Raw genomic sequence first — 18943 nt, 5'->3', positions numbered from 1 at the left:
GCCGCCTCTGAAAAGGCGCCGCCGACCTCTCCCGGCGCCGGTTCAGAGGAAACTCAGAGGAAGGCCGTGCCCCGCCGTGACCGGCGCCGAGGCATGCTGAAGACACCATGAACGAGCCGCACACCGCACCGCCCCTGCACCGCCCCGACGGAGATCCCGTACGGGTCCTCGTCGTCGACGACGAGCCCGATGTCACCGAGGTCCTGGCCGGGGCGATGACCGGCGAGGGCTGGCAGGTCCGTACCGCCGCGGACGGCGCGGGCGCGCTCGCCGCCGCCCGCGACTTCCGCCCCGACGCCGTGGTCCTCGACCGGATGCTGCCCGATCTGAACGGACTGGAGGTCCTGCGGGCGCTGCGCCGCGAGGAGCCGGGCATCTGTGTGCTCTTCCTCACCGCGCGCGACGCGGTCGAGGACCGTATCGCCGGTATCACCGCGGGCGGCGACGACTACGTCACCAAGCCGTACAGCCTGGAGGAGGTCCTCGCCCGGCTCCGCGGGCTTCTGCGGCGCGCCGGGATGACCGCCGAGCCCGGCACCAACCGGCTCGTCGTCGGGGAGCTGACCATGGACGAGGAGGCCCGGGAGGTCCGGCGCGGTGAGACCGCCGTCGATCTGTCCCGCACCGAGTTCGAACTGCTGCGCTTCTTGATGCGCAACCCGCGCCGGGTGCTCTCCAAGGCCCAGATCCTCGACCGCGTCTGGGCCTACGACTTCGGTGGCCGCGCCCACATCGTCGAGCTGTACATCAGCTATCTGCGCAAGAAGATCGACGCCGGACGCGCCCCGATGATCCACACGGTGCGCGGCGTCGGGTACGTCCTCAAGCCGGAAGCACCGTGAGGCGGCTGCTGCCCCGCACCCTGCGCGGTCAGCTCACCGCCGGGCTCGTCACCCTCCTCGCCCTCGCCTGCCTCGGCGTCGGCGCCATCACCACCTTCGCGCTCCACGACTTCCTCCTGGGACGCCTGGACGAGCAACTCACCGCGTCCGGCGGCCGGTTCGCCGCCAGCCTGGAACACGAGGCCAGACCGGACGCCGACAACCGCCCCGACACCCGCGGCCAGGCCGACGCCACCTTCGGCGCCCGCCTGCTGAACGGCACCGTCACCCAAGCCGCCGTCGTCCGCGACGCCACCGACCACACGCTCACCCTCACCGCCGGGGACCGCCGCGCCCTGGCGGCCGTCCCCGCCGACGGACACGGACACCACCTCCGCCTCTCCGCGCTGGGCTCCTACCGCGTCACCGCCGTCCGGGGCGACGACCGGGACGTGCTCCTCACCGGCCTGCCCCTGCACCCGGTGGAGGAGACCGTGGAACGCCTCGAAGCGGTCGAGGCCACGCTCTTCGGCATCGCCCTCGTGGCCACCGGTATCGCTGGGGCCCAGTGGGTGCGGATCTCCCTGCGCCCGCTGCGCAACGTCACCACCCGCGCGGCGGAGGTGGCCGGACTGCCGCTCGCCAGCGGGGAGATCGCCATGCCGGGCCCGCTCCCCGACACCGACCCCCGTACCGAGGTCGGCCAGGTCAGCACGGCCCTCAACCACATGCTCGGCCATGTCGAGGATGCGCTGACCCGCCGTCAGGCGAGCGAGGAGCGGCTACGGCACTTCGCCGCCGACGCCAGCCACGAACTGCGCACCCCCGTCGCCAACATCCGCGGCCACGCCGAACTCGCCCTGCGCCACCGCGGCCCCGTCCCCGCCGACGTCCGGCACGCCCTGGAACGGATCGACGGCGAATCGCGGCGGATGACCCGCCTCGTCGACGATCTGCTGCTCCTCGCCCGTCTCGACGCCGGACGCCCCCTCGAACACGAACCGGTCGATCTGACCCTGCTCATCCTGAACGCGACGGACGACGCCCGCGCCGCGGGCCCCGGCCACCACTGGATCCTCGACCTCCCCGAGGAACCCGTCACCGTGACCGGCGACGCCCACCGCCTCCAGCAGGCCATCGGCAACCTCCTCGCCAACGCCCGCACCCACACCCCGCCCGGCACCGAGGTGACCGTCGCCCTCACCACCGGGCCGGACGGCGTCTCCGTCGCGGTGGGCGACACCGGCCCCGGCATCCCCGAGGAGGACCGGCCCGAGGTCTTCGGCCGGTTCGTCCGCGCCGACCACGCCCGCTCCCGCGCCACCGGCAGCACCGGGCTGGGCCTCGCCATCGTCCACGCCGTCGCCACCGCCCACGGCGGCACCGCCACCGTCACCAGCCGCCCCGGACGGACCACCTTCCGCCTCACCCTCCCCGGGTGACGCCACCCCGGCCCGGGTGTCTTTCCGGCGGCGCGGGGAAGGGACCGCACGATTCCCCGGACCCGTACAGGAGCGGTATGGACATCGGCGTGTTCCTCCCCATCGGCAACAACGGCTGGCTCATCTCGAAGAGCGCCCCGCAGTACCTGCCGACCTTCGCCCTCAACAAGGCGGTGGTGCAGAAGTCCGAGGCGTACGGCCTCGACTTCGCGCTGTCGATGATCAAGCTCAAGGGGTTCGGCGGGGAGACGGAGTTCTGGGACCACTGCCTCGAATCGTTCACGCTGACGGCCGGGCTGGCAGCCGTCACCGAGCGGATCAAGCTGTACGCCTCCGCGCCGATCCTCGCCCTGCCACCGGCGATGGCGGCGCGGATGGCGGCCACGGTCGACGCCATCGCGCCCGGCCGGTTCGGCGTCAACATCGTCACCGGCTGGGCGCCCGGCGAGTACGCCCAGATGGGCCTCTGGCCCGGCGACGCCCACTTCGGCAACCGCTACGCCCGGGCCGCCGAGTACGTCACCGTGCTGAAGCAGCTGTGGCGCGAGGGGCGCAGCGACTTCCGGGGCGAGTTCCACACGATGGACGGCTGTGTGCTCTCCCCACGACCGGCCGACGGCCACATCGATATCGTCGCCGCGGGCCAGAGCGGCAACGGTATGAGGTTCGCCGCCGAACACGCCGACTACAACTTCGTCCTGGGCAGCGGCGTCAACACCCCGCTCGCCCTCGCGGACACCACCGCGGCGCTGATGACCGAGGCACGGCGGACCGGCCGCGACGTCGGCGCGCTCTCCCTGTTCATGATCATCGCGGCCGGAACCGACGCGGCCGCCCACGCGAAATGGCGGGACTACCACGACCACGCCGACCACGCGGCGCTGGCCTACATGTCGGGGGAGACGGACGCCGACGCCACGGACGACGCCTCCGCCACCGCCCGGACCATCGCGCTGCCCGAGGGCGCCGTCAACTTCAACATGGGCACCCTCGTCGGCTCGTTCGAGACGGTCGCCGGGATGCTGGACGAGATCGCCGAGGTGCCCGGCACCAAGGGGATCATGCTGGTCTTCGACGACTTCCTGGAAGGCATCGAGAACTTCGGGACCCGCATCCAACCGCTGCTGCGGTGCCGCGCCGGGCGCACACCGAAGACCCCCTGACGCCCGGGCCCGCCCGCCGCCGGGACGCTACCGCCCCGCCGCCAACAGCTCGCCGAGCCACGCCACCTGACGCCGGTCCGGTACGTCCAGCGCCAGCCACGACCCGTCGGCGAAGGCCAGGTCCACCCGGCCCCGGTGGCGCGGCGGGTGCGGCTCCCGGCGCGGCCCGTAACTCCCGTGCGGGACCGCGCCGAGCAGCTGCGCCGCCTCCCGCTCCGGCAGCGTCGGCTCGGTCAGCAGCAACAGCCGCCGGTCGGTGACGGCCAGCGCCAGCCGGGTGTGGTCGTACCCGGCGACCTCCGCCGTCCCCGTACGGGCGTCGACGACGAAACGGCCCGCGGCGCTCTCCCAGCCGCCGGCCCACACCCGGCCCCGGAAGATCCGGCGGAATCCGCGCCAGGTGCGGCGGGCGCCGACCTCCAGCAAACCGGCGGGCAGCGAGACCAGCCACATCACGAACGTCACCGGCAGGAAGATCCGCTGCCACCCGGTGAACCGCGCCTTCCGCTCGGCCTCCGGCTTGGGCCTGCGGAGCGCCTTCGGAACGGTGTCCGGGGCGAGCGGATCGAGCCGGACGGGCAGCGCCCCGCGCAGCGTCTCACCGGGGCCGAGGAACGGCGCGGAGTGCGACACGAGCCAGCCGTCCCGCTCCGGGACCAGGGGGGTGGGGTGCATGTCCCTCTCTTCGCTCTGCTGCGACGTCGCCGTCGCGTCACGGGATCCGGCCCGCCCGTCGGCCCGGGCGGTCAGCCGAAGGTGTCCTCGATACTGCGCTTGGGCACGTGGTACGGCTCGGGCTCCTGCGGGCCCTTGTCGTCCAGCGCCTCCCCGCCGAAGTGCTTGATCGCGTCCTCCGCCGGGGTCTTGTAGTCGCCGGTGAGCCCGGTGACCTCGTTGATCAGGGGCTTCGAGCCGTGCTTGGCGATCTGCCCGCTCGCGATGTGGTGGGCCCACCAGTCCTTGCTGCGGAAGGCCCCCTTGCCCATCGGGCCGCCCAACTTCCGCAGCGTACCCGCGGCCTTGCGCGCCTCGTTGAAGGACTTGGCGCCGCTCTTGAACTCCTTGACCGCCTTCATCAACTCACGCAGCGTCTTCGCCAGCTCCGCCGAGACCTTCTCCACCCGGGCCAGGAAGACCGCGACCTCGGCCTCGGCCACCAGCCCGTCGACCACCGTGGCCAGACCGAGGGTGAGGATGTCGGTGACCACCATCGCGGCCAGCGTCATCGCCGCCCACTCGATCGCCTCACGGATGATGGCGACGATGGAGTCCTCGGCGAACTTGCTCTCCTTGGCGGCCTGACTGAGGATCTGGGCGGTCTTGCCCATGTCCTTGCCGGTGTCGTCCAACGCGTCGATGATCTTGCCCATGCTGTGGCCGAAGCCCTCGGAGGCGTCGCCCTCCCACTGCTCGGGCAGCCGCCGCGCCCCCGACCGCAGCTCCGCCGACACCCGGTGCAGCGCCTCGCCCTGCGCCTTCCACTCCTGGGCGGCCAGCGTCAGCTGCGTCGGCATGCCGGTGACCTGTTCGAGCTTGTCCATCAGCCCGACCTTGTCCAGGAACCACCGGATGGCGTCGTCCAGACCGGAGTCGAGGCCGTGCTCCTCGTTGTTGTGGATCTGCTCGATGTCGGGGAGCTTCTCGATCTCCTTGTTGACCCACGCGTAGGCATCGGTGGCGGTCATCCGGCCGCACCCCCGCCGTGACCGCCGAACGTCTGCTGCTGCGCGTACTCGGTCTGGACGTACCCGCCCGCCGTCGCCCGCAGCCCCTCGGCCACACCCTGCAACAGCTCGGCGAGATCGTGGATGTTCTGCTGCGCCGCGGTGGCGTGTTCGTTGTACGAGGAGTGCAGCTCATCGGATTCCGGCAGCTTGCCGAAGGCCCCCGACGGAATCTCCACATGCTCCAACGCCCGCCCGATGCGGGGAACTTCGTCCTTCTGCTGCTCGGTATGGGTCGCGTAATGGAACAGCGTGTCCGGATCGGTGCGGAATTCCCCGCCCATGGTGTGAGCCCCCCAACTCGGGTCGTACTCGGTCCGCTGTCACCATAGGGAGGCCGGGGAAGGGTCTTTTCAAGACAGGGTCAAGCAACCCTCACGTCACTCTCAAAATTTGCTGAAGCCTTCCGGATGTGGTCATTCACATGCTGGACGGCCACGGCGAAGGCACCGACGGACAAGAGCGCCCATGGTGGGGCGGAGGCGGTCGGCAACACGGTCGGTGGTGGTGCCGAGGTCGTGATCCGGACGGGGCGATCCACGGAGACCTGACGTTCGGCCGCGGTGGCACGCATGCCGGGTCCTCGATACCGCCGGAAATCCTCCGCCGTCGTATCAGTTCCTGCTGTCCGACCGCTCTCGAAGTCCGCCGTTCCCTCGGTACGGAGGGAACGGCGGACGCGCTTCCGGCCTATGTGCCGAGGGAGCACGATGCCGAATCTCGCCGAGGTGGTTTCCGCCGCCGCGGGAGGCCGCAGCCAGCTGTGTGTCCTGGTGGGGGAGGCGTCCACCGGCAGGACCCGGGCCTGCTGGGAGGCGATCAGGGCCCCTATCGCCCGGCTGCGGTTGCGGGACGGCGATCACTACAGCGCCGAGTCCGCGGCGCGGGAGGCCGCGGACCGCGGACCGGCGGTGTGGCGGCTGCGCGGCTTCGAGCCGCTGTGGGCCCTCCGCCGGCCCGACGGCATCGAACCGGACGGCGCGCCCTCGGGGCCCTGGCGGGAGGGCTGACCGCACCGCCGGGCAGGCGGGCCGCCGGTTTCCGGCCGGACGGTCGCGCGCTTCGGGGATGGCCGACGGGCGGCCTGTCCGGTGCGGCCGTTCGCTTACCCTGGCTGTGGCGGACGGCCCTGGTCAGGGTCGTATCGGAAACCTGGGCGGGGCGCTGAGCCGCGCCGGGTCGGGAGTCGGCGGTGTCCCGGTAGGGGCGGGCCGGCGGTGAGGGCGGTGTGGCGTGGAGAAGGTGGTGTTTGCGGCCGCCGGTCTGTACGTCATCGTTCTGCTGCGGGCCGGTGGGACCTTTGCGGTCGGGTGGCTGGCCGCCGCCGGGGCGCGGCGTAGCCGGTTCGCGGAGCGGCTGTCGTCGGCCAGGTTCGTACGGGCGGAGCGGGCGATCCAGCGGTGGGGGGCGCCGGTGGTGGCCGTCTCGTTCCTGACCGTCGGGTTCCAGACCGCCGCCAATTTCCTCGCCGGGACGATGCGGATGCCGCTGCCGCGCTATCTGCCCGCGCTCTTCGTGGGCGGGGCGTGCTGGGCGCTGCTCTACGCGACGGTCGGGGTCGGTGTGCTGGAAGTGGTGACCCGGCTCTTCGCCGAGCGGACGGCGCTCGGCGTCGCGGTGGTCGCCGTCCTGCTCGCCGCGGTGTGCGGGGCCGTGGTGTACCGGCGCCGACGTGCCTCGTCGGCCGCGCGGGAGGCAGCCGCGGCCGACGAAGCCTGAGGGACCGGCGTCCGGCCCGGGTCCGCTACGGCACCAGGATCAGCCGGATCGGGTCGCCCTCCTTGTTCTCCAGGCGGCGCACCGCCTCCGCGGCGTCGGCCAGCGGGAGGTGGCCGGTGATCGACGGGCCCAGATCCAGGCGGCCGGTCGAGGCCAGCCGGATGAGCTGTTCGACATGGACCGGCGAGGACCCGTAGTGGCCGCGGATCTCGTTCCGGTTCCAGCTGAAGCGGGTGCCGTCGGTGACGGTGAGCGGGTGCGGGGTGAGCCCGGCCAGGACCATGATCCCGCCGCGGCGCAGGACGGTCGCCGCCTGTTCGCGGACGGCCGGGACCCCGGCGAAGTCGAACGCGCAGTCCAGCCCGCGTCCGCCGGTGGCGTGCCGTACGGCCGCGGCGAAGCCGGGGTCGGCCGGGTCCAGGGCGAGGTCGGCGCCGAAGGTGAGGGCGCGGTCGCGGGCGCCGGGCAGCGGGTCGACGGCGATCACCGGCGCCGCCCCGGCCAGCCGGGCGAGGCGGATGCCGTGGGCGCCCAGACCGCCCGCGCCCCAGACCCCCACGGCGTGCGCCGGGCGGACCCCGCCGGTCTCCACGACCGCGGCGTACGGGGTGGAGACGGCGTCGGGGATGATCGCCGCCTGGTCGAAGGGGAGGTGGTCGGGGATCGGGCAGAGGGTGTCCTCACGGGCGAGGGCGTACTCCGCCCAGCCGCCGTCGTAGTCGACACCGCGGGTGTGCGGGCTCAGGCACGGGGTGCGGCGCATGGCGCAGTTCGCGCACCGGCCGCAGCTCTGGCCCGCCTGGAGCGCCACCCGCGTCCCCGGGGTCCAGTCGCCGAGGAGACCGGGGCCCAGGGTGTGGATCACCCCGGCGACCTCGTGGCCGAGGGTGATCGCGTCGACCGGGACGAACGGCTTCAGGCTGCCGTCGATGAGATGGACGTCGGACAGACACACCCCGGCGGCCCTGACCTCGATCAGGACCTCACCGGGCCCGGGTTCGGGCACCGGTACCTCTTCGACGCGGAAGGTGGTGTCGGCGAGGTGCAGCCGTCCGGCGAGCATGGTGGTCATGGGAGGAACCTCCGGGTTCCGAGGCGGGGAGGGGCGGCTCAGGCGGCGGCGTAGACGTCTTCGACGTACCGGCCGTCGGCGATCAGTGTGTCGAGCCAGGCGGCGGCGTCGGCGTCGGCCGCGCCGGGGTGGTGGGCGAGGTGGAGGGCGCGGAAGGCGTCGCGGACGCCCGGGGCCATCCGGGCGCCGTCGCCGCAGACGTAGACCCGCGCCCCGGCGTCGAGCAGCTTCCAGACCTCGGTGGACTCGGCGGCGATGCGGTGCTGGACGAAGCGTCGGCCGTCGACGGGGGCGGCGCTGAAGGCCGGGCGCATCTGGACCGCCCCGGCCAGTTCGGCGGCGCGCAGCTCCCGGGAGTGCAGATAGTCGGCGTCGGGGGCGTCGCAGCCGAAGTAGCAGAGCGCGGGGGCGAGTTCGGCGCCGTCCGTGGCGAGGGCGAGCCGGTCGGCGACGGCGCCGCGGAACGGGGCCAGACCGGTACCGGCCGCGACCATGATCAGCGGGGTCCGTGCGTCGTGCCGGATCCGGAAGACCTCCCGGCACGGCTGGATCCGCGCGTACACGGTGTCGCCGGGGCGCACGGTGTGCAGATACCCCGAGCCGGTGCCGCGGTAGGTGCCGCGGCCCGAGCGGGCGGGCGCCTGGAGCAGCGAGACCATCAGGTCGACGTGGTGCGGGTCGGCGGTCGGCGAGGACGAGACGGAGTAGTGGCGCGGCCGGATCGGCTCCAGCAGCTCCAGCAGCACCGGCCAGGTCAGCTCCGCGGCCAGCGCCGGATGGTCCTCGATGACGTCCAGCAGCCCGCGCGGGTCGGCGGCGCGCGCCGCCTCGTCCGTGGCCAGCGCCGCGAGGGCCGTCCGCTCGGGCGGGCAGGGGTTGAGCGAGGCGAGGAGCGTCAGCTGTCCGGCGGTCGGCCGGTCCTGCAACTCGACGTGGCGGGTGAGGAGATGGCGCGCGGTGACCGGCCGGTCGAGCGCGAGGCCGTCGCGGCGCGGCCGGTGGGCGGTGATCCCCAGGACGGCTTCCGGGTCCACCCGCAGGATCCGGACGGCCCGCTCCACCAGCTCCGGGGCGTTGGCCGGGAGCACCGTCAGATGGTCCGCGGTGCGGTACGTCTGCCCGTCGGGCAGGGCGAGGCGGACGTACCGCTTGGCGCGCGGGTGGTCGGGGTGGGTGAGGCTGCCGGTCTCGGTGACCGTCATCGCGGTCATGCCGTGCCGGGCGGCGAGCGCGTCCAGCGGCCCGCCGGTGAGTTCGGTGACGGTGTAGGCGGGGCCCTCCGGTGCGGCGGCGGCGCCGACGCTCGCGGGGTCGCCGTAGCCGGTGAGCAGCGCGGTGCGCAGGGCGCCGGTGAACGCGGTGACCGCGCCGTTCAGGTCGCCCGAGGCGTCCGCCGCCGCGCGCGGCAGCAGCCGGGTGCCGCCGAGGGCGGCCAGCCGGTCGTCGATGAGGGTGGGGACGCGCTGGTAGGTGGCGGACCAGTTGCGGTCGCCGACGCCGAGGACCGCGTAGGTGACCCCCTCGGCGGCGCCGGGCCCGGCGGTCTCCAGCCAGTGGACGAACGCGGCGGCGTCGTCGGTGGGGCGGCCGTTGTACGAGGCGGCGGCGATGACGACGGGCCGGTCGGTGGGGAGGGCGCCGGTGTGCGCGTCGAGCGGGGCGAGGGCCGTGGCGCAGCCGGTCTCCGCGGCGGTGTCGGCCAGCCGGGCGGCGAGGTCGCGGCAGGTCCCGTAGTTGGAGCCGTGCAGCAGCAGGACCCCGGTGTCCTGCCGCACCCGGGTGGGCAGGGTGGCGTCGGTCGGGGTCTCCGTCCCGTGCGCGGCGGGCCGTGCGGCGCGGTGGGCGGCCCGGTCGGCCGGGGTGCGCGGGGCGAGGCCGAGGGTGAAGCCGTCCGGCTTGATGGTGAGTGCCTGCTTGAGGTCCATCGTGTAGTCGGCGTGGTCGAGCAGCCGGTAGCGGTGGACCAGCATGGCCAGCATCATGGTCGCCTCGTGCAGCGCGAACTGCCGCCCGATGCAGGCCCGTTCGCCGGTGCCGAACGGCTTGAAGGCGTGCGGGGAGCGGGCCGCCTCCGCCTCGGGGGAGAAGCGCGAGGGGTCGAACAGCTCGGGGTTGTCGCCCCAGGCCGGGTCCCGGTGGAGCATCGGTGTCAGCACCGTCGCCCACTGCCCGGCCCGCAGCGGTACGCCGCCCAGCTCGGTGTCGACGAGCGCCCGGCGGGAGAAGCCGGGGGCGGGCGGGAAGAGCCGCAGCGTCTCGTTGAGCGCCTGCCGGGTGTGGTGCAGCCGTCCGATGTCCTCGAACGTCGGCTCCGGGTCCGGCTCGTCGCCCCACAGCTCGTCCACCTCACGCTGCACCCGCCGCAGCGCGGACGGGTGCTTGAGCAGGTTGTGGAGGGCGAAGGAGAGGGTGCCGGAGGTGGTTTCGTGTCCGGCGATGAGGAAGGTGATGACCTGGTCGCGGATGTTGGCCAGATCGAGGGTGGTGCCGTCCGAGGGGTGGGTGGCGCCGAGCATCAGGCCCAGCAGGTCCTCGCCGTCGGGCGCCGGGGCGTCCGGTGCGGTGCGGGCCGCGATCACCTCGTCCACCACCGACGCCAGATAGGCGGCGTCGGCGCGGAACGCCGCGTCGGTCTCCGTGTGGTCCAGCTCCGGGTCGCGGCTGAGCTTCGTCATCGCCCAGTGCAGACAGCGCACCAGCGCCCCGACGAAGGGGTGCGGCTCGTCCCGGTCGAAGGAGCCGAAGTCGAAGCCGAATCCGGCCAGTCCGATGGTGTCCAGGGTCATCCGGGTCATGTCGTCGGGCACGTCGACGGGGATGCCGTCCGCGCACCGGCGGTCCCAGGAGGCGATCAGCCGACGGGCGACCCGCAGCATCACCGGGTGGTAGGTGCGCATCGAGCCGAGCGCGAAGGCGGGCATCAGGATGTCGTGCGCCTTGGCCCAGTTGGGCTCGTCGTGGTACGCGGTGAAGAGTCCGTCGTGGGTGAACTCCCGGACGTTCTCCAGCGCCGGTCCGATCGCCTTGCCGAAGCGTCGCTCGTCGGACAGCTCGGTGACCAGCTCCAGGCTGCTGACGAACAGCGTGTCCCGGCCGTGCTGCCGCTGGATGAAGGCCGGACCGTGCTGCCGGGCCAGGGCCATGGTCCGCAGCAGCGGGGTGCGGGCCGGGGTGTGGGAGACGTCGACGACGGGGATGCCGCCGAGGTCGTCGGGGTGCGGTGGGAGCACAGTCGCGGACATTGAGGCGAACCGCCTTCCGTGAGCGGGGGAGACCGGAACGACCCGCGGGATCGGTTCCAGCGGTCCTCTCCAGCCTGTCCGTTGCGCGGACCACGGGCGGCCACCGCGGTGCACGATCGTGTAGTGCCCGGATCCGTACGGGGGTTGCGGAACCGTCCGCGGTGTGGCAGGGGGTGGACGGGGGAGTGGCGGGCGTCCGCGACGGTGGAACGGGGTGATCGGCTCCCGTCGGTGGCGAGGTGCGAGAAAGGTCACCTTTGGGCGGCTCATGACAGCTCGGGATCATTTCGCCGTGGCGGCAATGAAAGGATGGAAGGGGAAGAGGGGGGAAACCGCACCATTTGCGCGCTCCCCTCCGCGCTCCGCTCCCTCCCGCCGTACCGCACAACCGATGGGCCCCGTCCTGCCATGCCTCTCGCCTTCCTGAACCGTCTGCGCGACCGAATGCCGTACAGCCCTCCCTCGCCGCTTCCCGGCGGGGCGGGCGCGCTGGATCTGCGGGTGGACGATCCCGTCGGACTGCCGATGGCGGGGGTCGCGGTCTCGGTCCGCAACCTCGGCGGTCAGGAGGTGACGCGGGGGCGGACCGACCCCAACGGGCGGCTGACGGTGACGCTGCGGCCCGGTACGTACCGGCTCGTGGTGACCTCCGACGGGTTCCGGCCGGAGCGGAGCGAGGTCGAGGTGGTGGCGGGCGAGCGGACCGCGCCGCGCCCGATCGCCCTGGAGCCCGCCCCGGCGCTGCCGCTGCCCGCCGCCGGACAGTGGCGGATCGACCCCGACCACAGCGCCATCCGCTTCACCGCCCGGCACATCGGGCTCGCCGAGATCCACGGCCGGTTCAACCGCTTCGAGGGCGGGCTGTGGATCGGCGAACGGATGGAGGACTCGCGGGTCGAGGTGGCCATCGAGGCGGCGAGCATCGACACCGGCGTCCGGATGCGGGACGAGCATCTGCGGTCGGCGGAGTTCCTGGACGTGACGCGGTTCCCGTATCTGCAGTTCGCCGGGGAGTGGTTCGTGCACAAGGGCGGCAGCCGCTGGACGGTGCAGGGCGTGCTCCAGCTGCACGGCGTCAGCCGCACCGTGCAGCTCGACACCCGCTACCTCGGGATCGGCACCGGCATCGCGGGCGAGACCCGCACCGCCTGCCAGGCCGTCACCGAGCTGCACCGCGAGGACTTCACCCTGGACTGGCGCAAGATGCTGGCCAAGGGCATCGCCGCGATCGGCGCGACGATCCGCGTGGAGCTGGACATCCAGGCGATCCGGCCCGAGTAGCGGCCGGTCGCCCCCAAGGGCGGCGGCGCACGGTTCCCACCGTGCGCCGCCGCCCTTTCCGCGTTCCCGCCCACGTGTCCTGGGTCACTCCGGGGGGCCGCGGCGCCCGGAATTCGTACATGTCATCGTACGATGACATCAGCCGCTGACATGGCGGCGCCACCGAACAGGAGGAGCCGGCGTGGAAGCCGCCCGAACGAGGTCCCCGTGGAAGGAACGGGCCCTGGTGCCCGTGCTGGTGTCGGTCGGAATGCTGGTGGCGATCATCAGCAGCCTGGGCGCACCGCTGATCCCGACCATCGCCCGGGTCGACCATGTCTCTCTGGAGGTGGCCCAGTGGTCCCTGACGGTGACGATGCTGGTCGGCGCGGTCGTCACCCCGCTGATGGGACGCCTGGGGGACGGGCCGCACCGGCGCCGGGTGATCCTCGGCGGGCTGACGCTGGCGCTCGTCGGCAGCCTGCTGGCGGCGCTGCCGACCGGCTTCTCCGGACTGCTCGTGGGCCGGGCGCTCCAGGGCGTCGGCATCGCCCTCACCCCGCTGACCATGGCCACCGCCCGTGACGCGCTGCCGCCCGAGAAGGCCCGGCACACCGTGGCGACCCTCTCGCTGACCGCCGCCGCGGGCGTCGGCCTCGGCTATCCGCTCACCGGCGTCCTCGCCCGGTACCTGGGTCTGCACGCCGGATTCTGGTTCGCCACCCTCGCCTCCGCGCTGGCGCTGGTGGCGCTCGCCGTGATCCTGCCGCCCTCACCGGCCCGGCCCAAGCATCCGCTGGACCTCACCGGGGCGCTGCTGCTCGCCGTGGGCATGGCCGGGCTGCTGCTCACCACCACCGCGGGCGGCCGCTGGGGCTGGACCTCGCCGAAGCTGATCGCGCTGGCCGGGGTGTCCGTGGCGCTGCTCGCCTGGTGGGTGGTGCACGAACTGCGCACCCCGCATCCGCTCGTCGACGTCCGTCTGGTCCGCGACCGGCCGGTGCTCGCCGCCGACCTCACCGCGGTCCTCTCCGGCGTCGGTATGTACGTGATGCTGTCGATGGTGCCGCAGTACGTGCAGACGCCGCGCTCGGCGGGGTACGGCTTCGGCGCCTCGGTGGTGATCGCCGGGCTGATCCTCACCCCGTTCTCGGTGGCCAGCATGGTCTCCGGGCGGCTGGTGCGGCTGGCGTCCCGCTCCGTGTCGCCGGGCCGGATGCTGCCGCTTGGCTGTCTGGTCTGCCTGGGCGGCACGGCGCTGTTCACCTGGGTGCGGGGCGGGCTGTGGGAGGCGTTCGTCGCGATGGGGATCATCGGGCTGGGCGCCGGGGTGACCGTGTCCGTGATGCCCGCGCTGATCGTGGGCGCGGTCCCGGCGCACGAGACCAGCAGCGCGCTCAGCTTCAACCAGGTGGTGAAGTACATCGGTTACTCCTCCGGCAGCGCCTTCACCGCGGCGGTCCTCGCCGCCCACCCCGGGACCGGCGGACTGCCCGCCGAGCACGGCTACCGGGTGGCCGGGATCGCCGGTTGCGGTGTCTGGGTGGTCACCGCCCTCCTCGGATATCTGCTGGTCCGCGGCGGGTCCGCGCGGACGACACCCGGCTCCCCGGGGGCGGTGCCGGTCGCCGCGGCGCATAGGGTGGCACCGGTCGAGGGTGAGCCCGCGGGGCGGGAGGATGTGGAGGCACGGCGGTGACCGGCACTCAGGAGGCGCGCCGCAGGGATTCCGCGCGCAGCCGCGAGGCGCTGCTGCACGCGGCGAGCGAACTCTTCTCGGAACGCGGCTTCGACCGCACCACCACCCGGGACATCGGCCGCCGCGCGGGCGTGGACCCGGCGCTGATCGCCCGCTACTTCGGCGGCAAGACGCAGCTCTACCTCGCCGCCGTCGAGGCCGAACGGGGCGACGCGCCGGTCAGCGACCTCCTCGCCCCGGACCGGCTGCAACAGGTCCTCGAAGGCGCCGCCCGCCGCGGTTTCGTCCCGATCCTCCAGGTCGGCGTGCAGCCGCTGAGCGATCCGGCGGCGGACGAGGCGGCCCGCGCCGCGCTCCACGACCGGCTCGTGGAGCCGCTGCACCGCCGGTTCGCGGCGGAGGGCCGCGAGCAGCCCCGGCTGCGCGCCGAGATCGTGGTCGCCGCCGTCATCGGCATCGTGCTGGGCCGCCGCTCCGGCGCGTTCGAGGAGTTGGGCGAGGTGGCGTCGGATGAACTGGCGGCGCTGCTCCGGGAGACGCTGGGCGGCGGCGGGTAGCGGCGCGCCCGCCCGGATGTGCCGTGGCCCCGGTGCCCGCCCGTGGGGGCGGGGCACCGGGGCCACGGCGTACCGGGGGAGCGGGTCAGCGGGTGACGCGGATCCGGTTGAGCTGGTCCTCGCCCTGCGGGCCGGTGCCCGACTTGTCGACGACGTAGGCGGTGCCGTGGGCGATCTCGATGTGGTTCGGGTTGGCGCCGGTGGTCACGGTCCGTACGACGGTGCCCTTGCGGGGGTTGATGAGGGAGACGGTGGCCGCGGTGCGGTTGGCGACCGCGACGGTGCCGGTGCGCGGGTCGCTGGCGACGGCGAGGGTGCCCTCGCCGGTCGCCACGGTCTTCACGACGGAGCCCTTGCGCAGATCGACGACGGAGACCGTACCGGCCTTCTGGTCGGCGGTGTAGGCGGTGCGGCCGTCGCGGGAGAGGGCGAGCGAGATCGGGCCCTCGCCGGTGGGGATCAGCCGGGGCTTCTTGGCGCCGGGCCTCGCCTCGATGATCTGGTTGCCGTTCAGGTCGGTCGCGTAGGCGGTGCCGGTGCGCTCGTTGACGGCGAGTCCGGCGGTACCGGCGCCCTCGACGGTGACGCGCTTCTTCTCCTTGTAGGTGCGGGTGTCGAACGCGACGAGCGTGCCGTCGCCGAAGCCGCTGGCCCAGGCGGTGTGGTGGCGTTCGTCGACGACGACCTCGCGGGCGTGGTTGACGCCGGGCAGGGTGGCGAGGTGCTTGCCGGTGCGCTGGCTGTAGACGGCGACGGAGTTGTCGCGGGTGTTGGTGGTCCAGACGGTGTTGTGCCGGTCGTCGACGTCGATGCCGTAGACCGCCTCGACGGCGCCGGTGGCCCGGTCGGTGACGGGCGGGGTGTAGGAGGCGCGGACCGCCATCGTCCGCGGGTCGACCTTCACCAGCGCGGACTGGGTCACCGGCGGGCGGCCCACCGAGGCGGTCGCCCACAGGACGTGGTTCCGCTCGGAGTACGCGGACTGGTAGAGGCCCTTGACCAGAGGCGCCGCCGTGGCGGGCGCCGCTTTGGTGGCGGCCACCGGGTGGGCGGCGGGCGTCGCGGTGGCGGCGTGGGCGGCGCCGGTGAGGGTGAGTGTGCCGCCCGCGGCGAGGGCCACGGCGGTGGCGGCGAGTCGGCGGATGCGGAGGGGCAGTGCGGACATGCGGCGTCAGTCTCCTTGGCAGGGATGCCGTTTGGGGGTGTTCGCGGAGAAGCGAGCTGGCAATAAAATTAGCTTAGGCTTACCTAACTTTGAGCCCGAAACGGTGTGGCTCGTGTCACAGGTGAGGTGCGGGTGGCCTCCCTCGGGCGCGCCGTGGCGGCAAAGGTAAGGTGACCCTAAGTGTCTGGGGTGTCCGAGCGGCGCCCCGGAGGTCCGCCCGGGCGCGCGGCCCCACGGCCGCCCGCCCCCGTCACCGGAGTTCCGCCGCATGCTCGCGTCCGCGTCGCCCGAGGGCACCGCCCACCACCCGCCCCGCGTGGCCCGTCCGCAGCCGCTGCCGAGGATCGCCACCGGCCCCGCCCTGCCCGCACCGGACCGCGTCGCGGAGTTCTGGGCCGAGGCGGCGCGTACCGGCACCCCGCTCGTCGGGCCCGACCCGCAGGGCGACCCGGACCACGCCGCCGTCACCTTCCTGTGGCGCGGCACCCCCGCCACCCGCGCCGTCCAGGTGCTGCCCAACAAGCTCGTCGACCCCCGCGCCCCCGACGCCAACTCCATGGAGCACCTGCCCGGCACCGACGTCTGGCACTGGACGCTCCGGCTGCGCCGCGACTGGTACGGCACCTACGAGTTCTGTGTGGACGAGGGCGACGGACCCGCACCGGACGACGACGGCTACGCCTCCTGGCTCCGCACCCGGCGCCACCCCGACCCGCTCAACTCCCGTACACTGCCCGGCCGTTGGGGCGGTCCGGGCGTCTCCTGCGCCCGGCTGCCCGGCGCGCCGCGGGACGCCGGATGGGAGCCGCGGCCCGGCGTCCCCCGCGGCACCGTCACCACCCACGACGTGCCCAGCCGCCACCTCGGCGGCGCCCGCCGGGTCCGGCTCTACCGGCCGCCGCACACCGCACCGGACGCCGCGCTGCCGGTCCTGGTGCTGCTCGACGGCGAACACTGGCAGCCCCGGCTCGGCCTCGCGCACCTCCTCGACAATCTCGTCGCCGACGGCCGGATCCCGCCCGTCGCCGCCCTCCTCCCGGAGTCCGTCGACGCCACCACCCGCTGGCGGGAGCTGACCTGCCGCCCGGAGTTCGTCGCCTTCCTCGACGAGGAGTTGCTCCCGTGGGCCGCCGGACGGCTCCCGCTCACCGCCGACCCGGCGCGTACGGTCGTCGCCGGGCAGAGCCTGGGCGGACTGACCGCGGCGTACGCGGCGCTCACCGCACCGCACCGGTTCGGCAACGTCCTCTCCCAGTCCGGCTCGTTCTGGTGGCCGGTCGGCCCGGACGCGGAATGGTTCACCGCCCGCCTCGCCGCCACCCCGCGGCGGCCGGTCCGCTTCCGGCTCTCCTCCGGCGCCCAGGAGTGGGTGGCCCTGCCCGCCGCCCGGCGGCTGCGCGACGCGCTCGCCGCCGCCGGGTACGACGACGCCACCTACCACGAGTTCAACGGCGGCCACGACTACCTCTGCTGGCGCGACGAACTCGCCGACGGACTCGTGGAGTTGCTCGGCGCGGGCAGCCGGATCGGGGCCGGTCCTTCCGCATAGGGTGGTCGCCGCCGCGGCCGGAGCGTACGGCGCGCCGGGCCGCGGCGGACACCGTACGCGTACGACCGGAGGAGGCCACCGTGCCGGAAGACCGCCCGCCCCACCCGCCGTTCACGCAGGAGACCGCCCGGCAGAAGGTCCAGGCGGCCGAGGACGCGTGGAACACCCGCGACCCCCACCGGGTGGCGCTCGCCTACACACCGGACTCGGTGTGGCGCAATCGCGACACGTTCCTGAGCGGGCGCGAGGAGATCGTCGCTTTTCTGACCCGGAAATGGGAGCGCGAACTCGACTACGCGCTCCGCAAGAGCCTCTGGTCGTTCCAGGGGAACCGCATCTCCGTCCGCTTCCAGTACGAGTGCCGCGACACCGAGGGCCGATGGTGGCGCAGTTACGGCAACGAACAGTGGGAGTTCGACGCGCGCGGGCTCATGCGGCGCCGGGAGGCGAGCATCAACGACCTCGAAATCACCGAGGCCGACCGGCGGATCCACGGCCCCCGGCCCGCGGCGGAACACGGGGCCGACCTCCCGGTCCGGTAGCGCCCGGGGCCCGCCGTCAGTGGTCCAACCCGTCCGGTACCCAGGCGTCGTCCGGGAGGCGAGGCCCTGACGTGCGCAACTGGTCCCGCAGCGCGGTCAGTACGGGGTGCCGGTCTCCGGTGCGGGACAGCAGCAGGTGCGGGTAGACCGGCGTCGGTCGGCGCAGCGGGATGCGCCGCAGAGCGTGGCTCCGGGGCCACCGGTACCGGTCGCCCCTGCCGACCAGGGTGGCCGACGAGTCCGAGTCGGCCAGCGCGTCCATCAGGGCGTCGTCACCGAAGTGGGGGCCGAGCGCGTCGATGCTCAGCCCGAAGGCCCCGGACAGCGCCCGGTAGAACGCCGCCCACTCCGTGCCCGGCCTGATCCCGGGGATCCAGATGCGGTGACCGGCCAGGTCCGCGGGCCTGACCCAGGGGGCGTCCGCGAAGGGGTGGCCGGGCCCGACGAGAAGCTCCAGGGGCGCGTTCAGGAGCCGTTCGGCGCTGATCCCGGCCGGGACCTGATCCACCGGCAGGGCGCGGAAGGAAGCGTCGACGGTCCCTTCGAGCACCGCTTGCGCGGCCTGCGCGGCGTTCTCGTCGCTCAGCGTGACCACGTCCAGGGCCGTCCCGGGACGGGCGCGGTAGAACCGGTGGACGGCCCGGGCCGGAGCGATGCGCCGGTGGAGGACGTCGATACGCAACGGCCGACCGCCGGGGCGCACCGACCGCTCCGCCTGCTCGACGGCGGCGACGACCTTCCTGGCGTGCGGCAGCAGGACCTGCCCGTCCCGGCTCGGCCGCGAGCCCCGCGGGGTGCGTACCAGGAGCGTGACCGCGAGGTGTCTCTCCAGGGTCGCGATCCGTTTGGAGACCGCCTGTTGGCTGATCCCGAGCGCGTCCGCCGCCGCCTGGAACTGACCGGCCTCGGCGACGGCCACGAACGTCCGCAGCGCTTCCACATCCATGCCCCGAGGCTACGGACACAACGGGAGGTGGTGCCGGTGGGC

General features: G+C 73.6%; 17 protein-coding genes. 10 read left to right on the top strand and 7 right to left on the bottom strand.

Features of this window, described 5'->3' with window-relative positions; translation table 11 throughout:
• Positions 1-107: 107 nt before the first annotated feature.
• The 3 genes from IF23_RS0103055 (at position 108) to rutA (ending at position 3426) form a co-directional block, all read left to right on the top strand.
• A complete protein-coding gene (locus IF23_RS0103055) occupies positions 108-842 on the top strand; it encodes a response regulator transcription factor (protein WP_030279445.1) in 735 nt (244 codons plus the stop codon).
• Positions 839-2263, top strand: coding sequence for a sensor histidine kinase (locus tag IF23_RS0103050; protein WP_030279444.1), 1425 nt, complete (start codon positions 839-841; stop codon positions 2261-2263). Before IF23_RS0103055 ends, IF23_RS0103050 begins: the two co-directional genes overlap by 4 nt.
• A gap of 77 nt (positions 2264-2340) precedes the next feature.
• A complete protein-coding gene (gene rutA / locus IF23_RS0103045) occupies positions 2341-3426 on the top strand; it encodes a pyrimidine utilization protein A (RefSeq protein ID WP_030279442.1) in 1086 nt (361 codons plus the stop codon).
• Between the two features lie 27 nt (positions 3427-3453).
• On the opposite strand, the gene IF23_RS0103040 is transcribed toward rutA, so the two are convergent.
• The 3 genes from IF23_RS0103040 to IF23_RS0103030 form a co-directional block, all read right to left on the bottom strand.
• Positions 3454-4101 (bottom strand): hypothetical protein, encoded by a 648-nt coding sequence (locus tag IF23_RS0103040; RefSeq protein WP_030279440.1) that lies wholly within the window; start codon positions 4099-4101, stop codon positions 3454-3456.
• A 71-nt stretch (positions 4102-4172) separates the two neighbouring features.
• Positions 4173-5111 (bottom strand): WXG100 family type VII secretion target, encoded by a 939-nt coding sequence (locus IF23_RS0103035; RefSeq protein ID WP_030279438.1) that lies wholly within the window; start codon positions 5109-5111, stop codon positions 4173-4175.
• On the bottom strand, positions 5108-5434 hold the full coding sequence (locus IF23_RS0103030) for a hypothetical protein (protein ID WP_030279436.1): 327 nt from the start codon (positions 5432-5434) through the stop codon (positions 5108-5110). Before IF23_RS0103030 ends, IF23_RS0103035 begins: the two co-directional genes overlap by 4 nt.
• Positions 5435-5860: 426 nt before the next feature.
• Here IF23_RS0103030 and IF23_RS0103025 point away from each other — a divergent pair, with 426 nt between their 5' ends.
• Both IF23_RS0103025 and IF23_RS0103020 read left to right on the top strand, forming a co-directional pair.
• Complete coding sequence (locus IF23_RS0103025) at positions 5861-6160, top strand: hypothetical protein (RefSeq protein ID WP_030279434.1); 300 nt, start codon at positions 5861-5863, stop codon at positions 6158-6160.
• 223 nt (positions 6161-6383) lie between these two features.
• Positions 6384-6869 carry a DedA family protein gene (locus tag IF23_RS0103020; RefSeq protein ID WP_030279432.1) on the top strand — a complete coding sequence of 162 codons (486 nt, stop codon included), beginning with the start codon at positions 6384-6386 and terminating at the stop codon, positions 6867-6869.
• 25 nt (positions 6870-6894) lie between these two features.
• Here IF23_RS0103020 and IF23_RS0103015 read toward each other — a convergent pair whose 3' ends face one another.
• Both IF23_RS0103015 and IF23_RS0103010 read right to left on the bottom strand, forming a co-directional pair.
• Positions 6895-7941 carry a zinc-binding dehydrogenase gene (locus tag IF23_RS0103015; RefSeq protein ID WP_030279430.1) on the bottom strand — a complete coding sequence of 349 codons (1047 nt, stop codon included), beginning with the start codon at positions 7939-7941 and terminating at the stop codon, positions 6895-6897.
• A gap of 38 nt (positions 7942-7979) precedes the next feature.
• Positions 7980-11183, bottom strand: a complete 3204-nt coding sequence (locus IF23_RS0103010) for a cytochrome P450 (protein WP_030279428.1) — start codon at positions 11181-11183, stop codon at positions 7980-7982.
• 408 nt (positions 11184-11591) lie between these two features.
• Here IF23_RS0103010 and IF23_RS0103005 point away from each other — a divergent pair, with 408 nt between their 5' ends.
• The 3 genes from IF23_RS0103005 to IF23_RS0102995 all read left to right on the top strand — a co-directional run bounded on the left by IF23_RS0103005 (position 11592) and on the right by IF23_RS0102995 (position 14699).
• Complete coding sequence (locus IF23_RS0103005) at positions 11592-12464, top strand: YceI family protein (RefSeq protein ID WP_030279426.1); 873 nt, start codon at positions 11592-11594, stop codon at positions 12462-12464.
• Between the two features lie 226 nt (positions 12465-12690).
• Positions 12691-14142, top strand: coding sequence for an MFS transporter (locus IF23_RS0103000; protein ID WP_245654868.1), 1452 nt, complete (start codon positions 12691-12693; stop codon positions 14140-14142).
• The gene (locus IF23_RS0102995; protein ID WP_030279422.1) at positions 14139-14699 is read left to right on the top strand and encodes a TetR family transcriptional regulator; all 561 of its coding nucleotides are present in this window, start codon (positions 14139-14141) and stop codon (positions 14697-14699) included. The genes IF23_RS0103000 and IF23_RS0102995 overlap by 4 nt, the downstream gene beginning before the upstream one ends.
• 85 nt (positions 14700-14784) lie before the next feature.
• Here IF23_RS0102995 and IF23_RS0102990 read toward each other — a convergent pair whose 3' ends face one another.
• A complete protein-coding gene (locus IF23_RS0102990; RefSeq protein WP_030279421.1) occupies positions 14785-15864 on the bottom strand; it encodes a YncE family protein in 1080 nt (359 codons plus the stop codon).
• 268 nt (positions 15865-16132) lie between these two features.
• Here IF23_RS0102990 and fes point away from each other — a divergent pair, with 268 nt between their 5' ends.
• Both fes and IF23_RS0102980 read left to right on the top strand, forming a co-directional pair.
• Complete coding sequence (gene fes / locus IF23_RS0102985) at positions 16133-17413, top strand: enterochelin esterase (RefSeq protein ID WP_030279419.1); 1281 nt, start codon at positions 16133-16135, stop codon at positions 17411-17413.
• 80 nt (positions 17414-17493) lie between these two features.
• Entirely contained in the window at positions 17494-17955 is a 462-nt protein-coding gene (locus IF23_RS0102980; protein ID WP_030279417.1) for a nuclear transport factor 2 family protein, read from the top strand.
• Between the two features lie 16 nt (positions 17956-17971).
• On the opposite strand, the gene IF23_RS0102975 is transcribed toward IF23_RS0102980, so the two are convergent.
• Positions 17972-18901 (bottom strand): LysR family transcriptional regulator, encoded by a 930-nt coding sequence (locus IF23_RS0102975; protein WP_030279416.1) that lies wholly within the window; start codon positions 18899-18901, stop codon positions 17972-17974.
• Positions 18902-18943 lie beyond the last annotated feature (42 nt).

Source organism: Streptomyces catenulae (assembly GCF_000718015.1).
Taxonomy (GTDB): Bacteria; Actinomycetota; Actinomycetes; order Streptomycetales; family Streptomycetaceae; genus Streptomyces; species Streptomyces catenulae.
The sequence above is the reverse complement of the archived record's forward strand: the minus strand, read 5'-3'. Positions and strand labels throughout refer to the sequence as shown.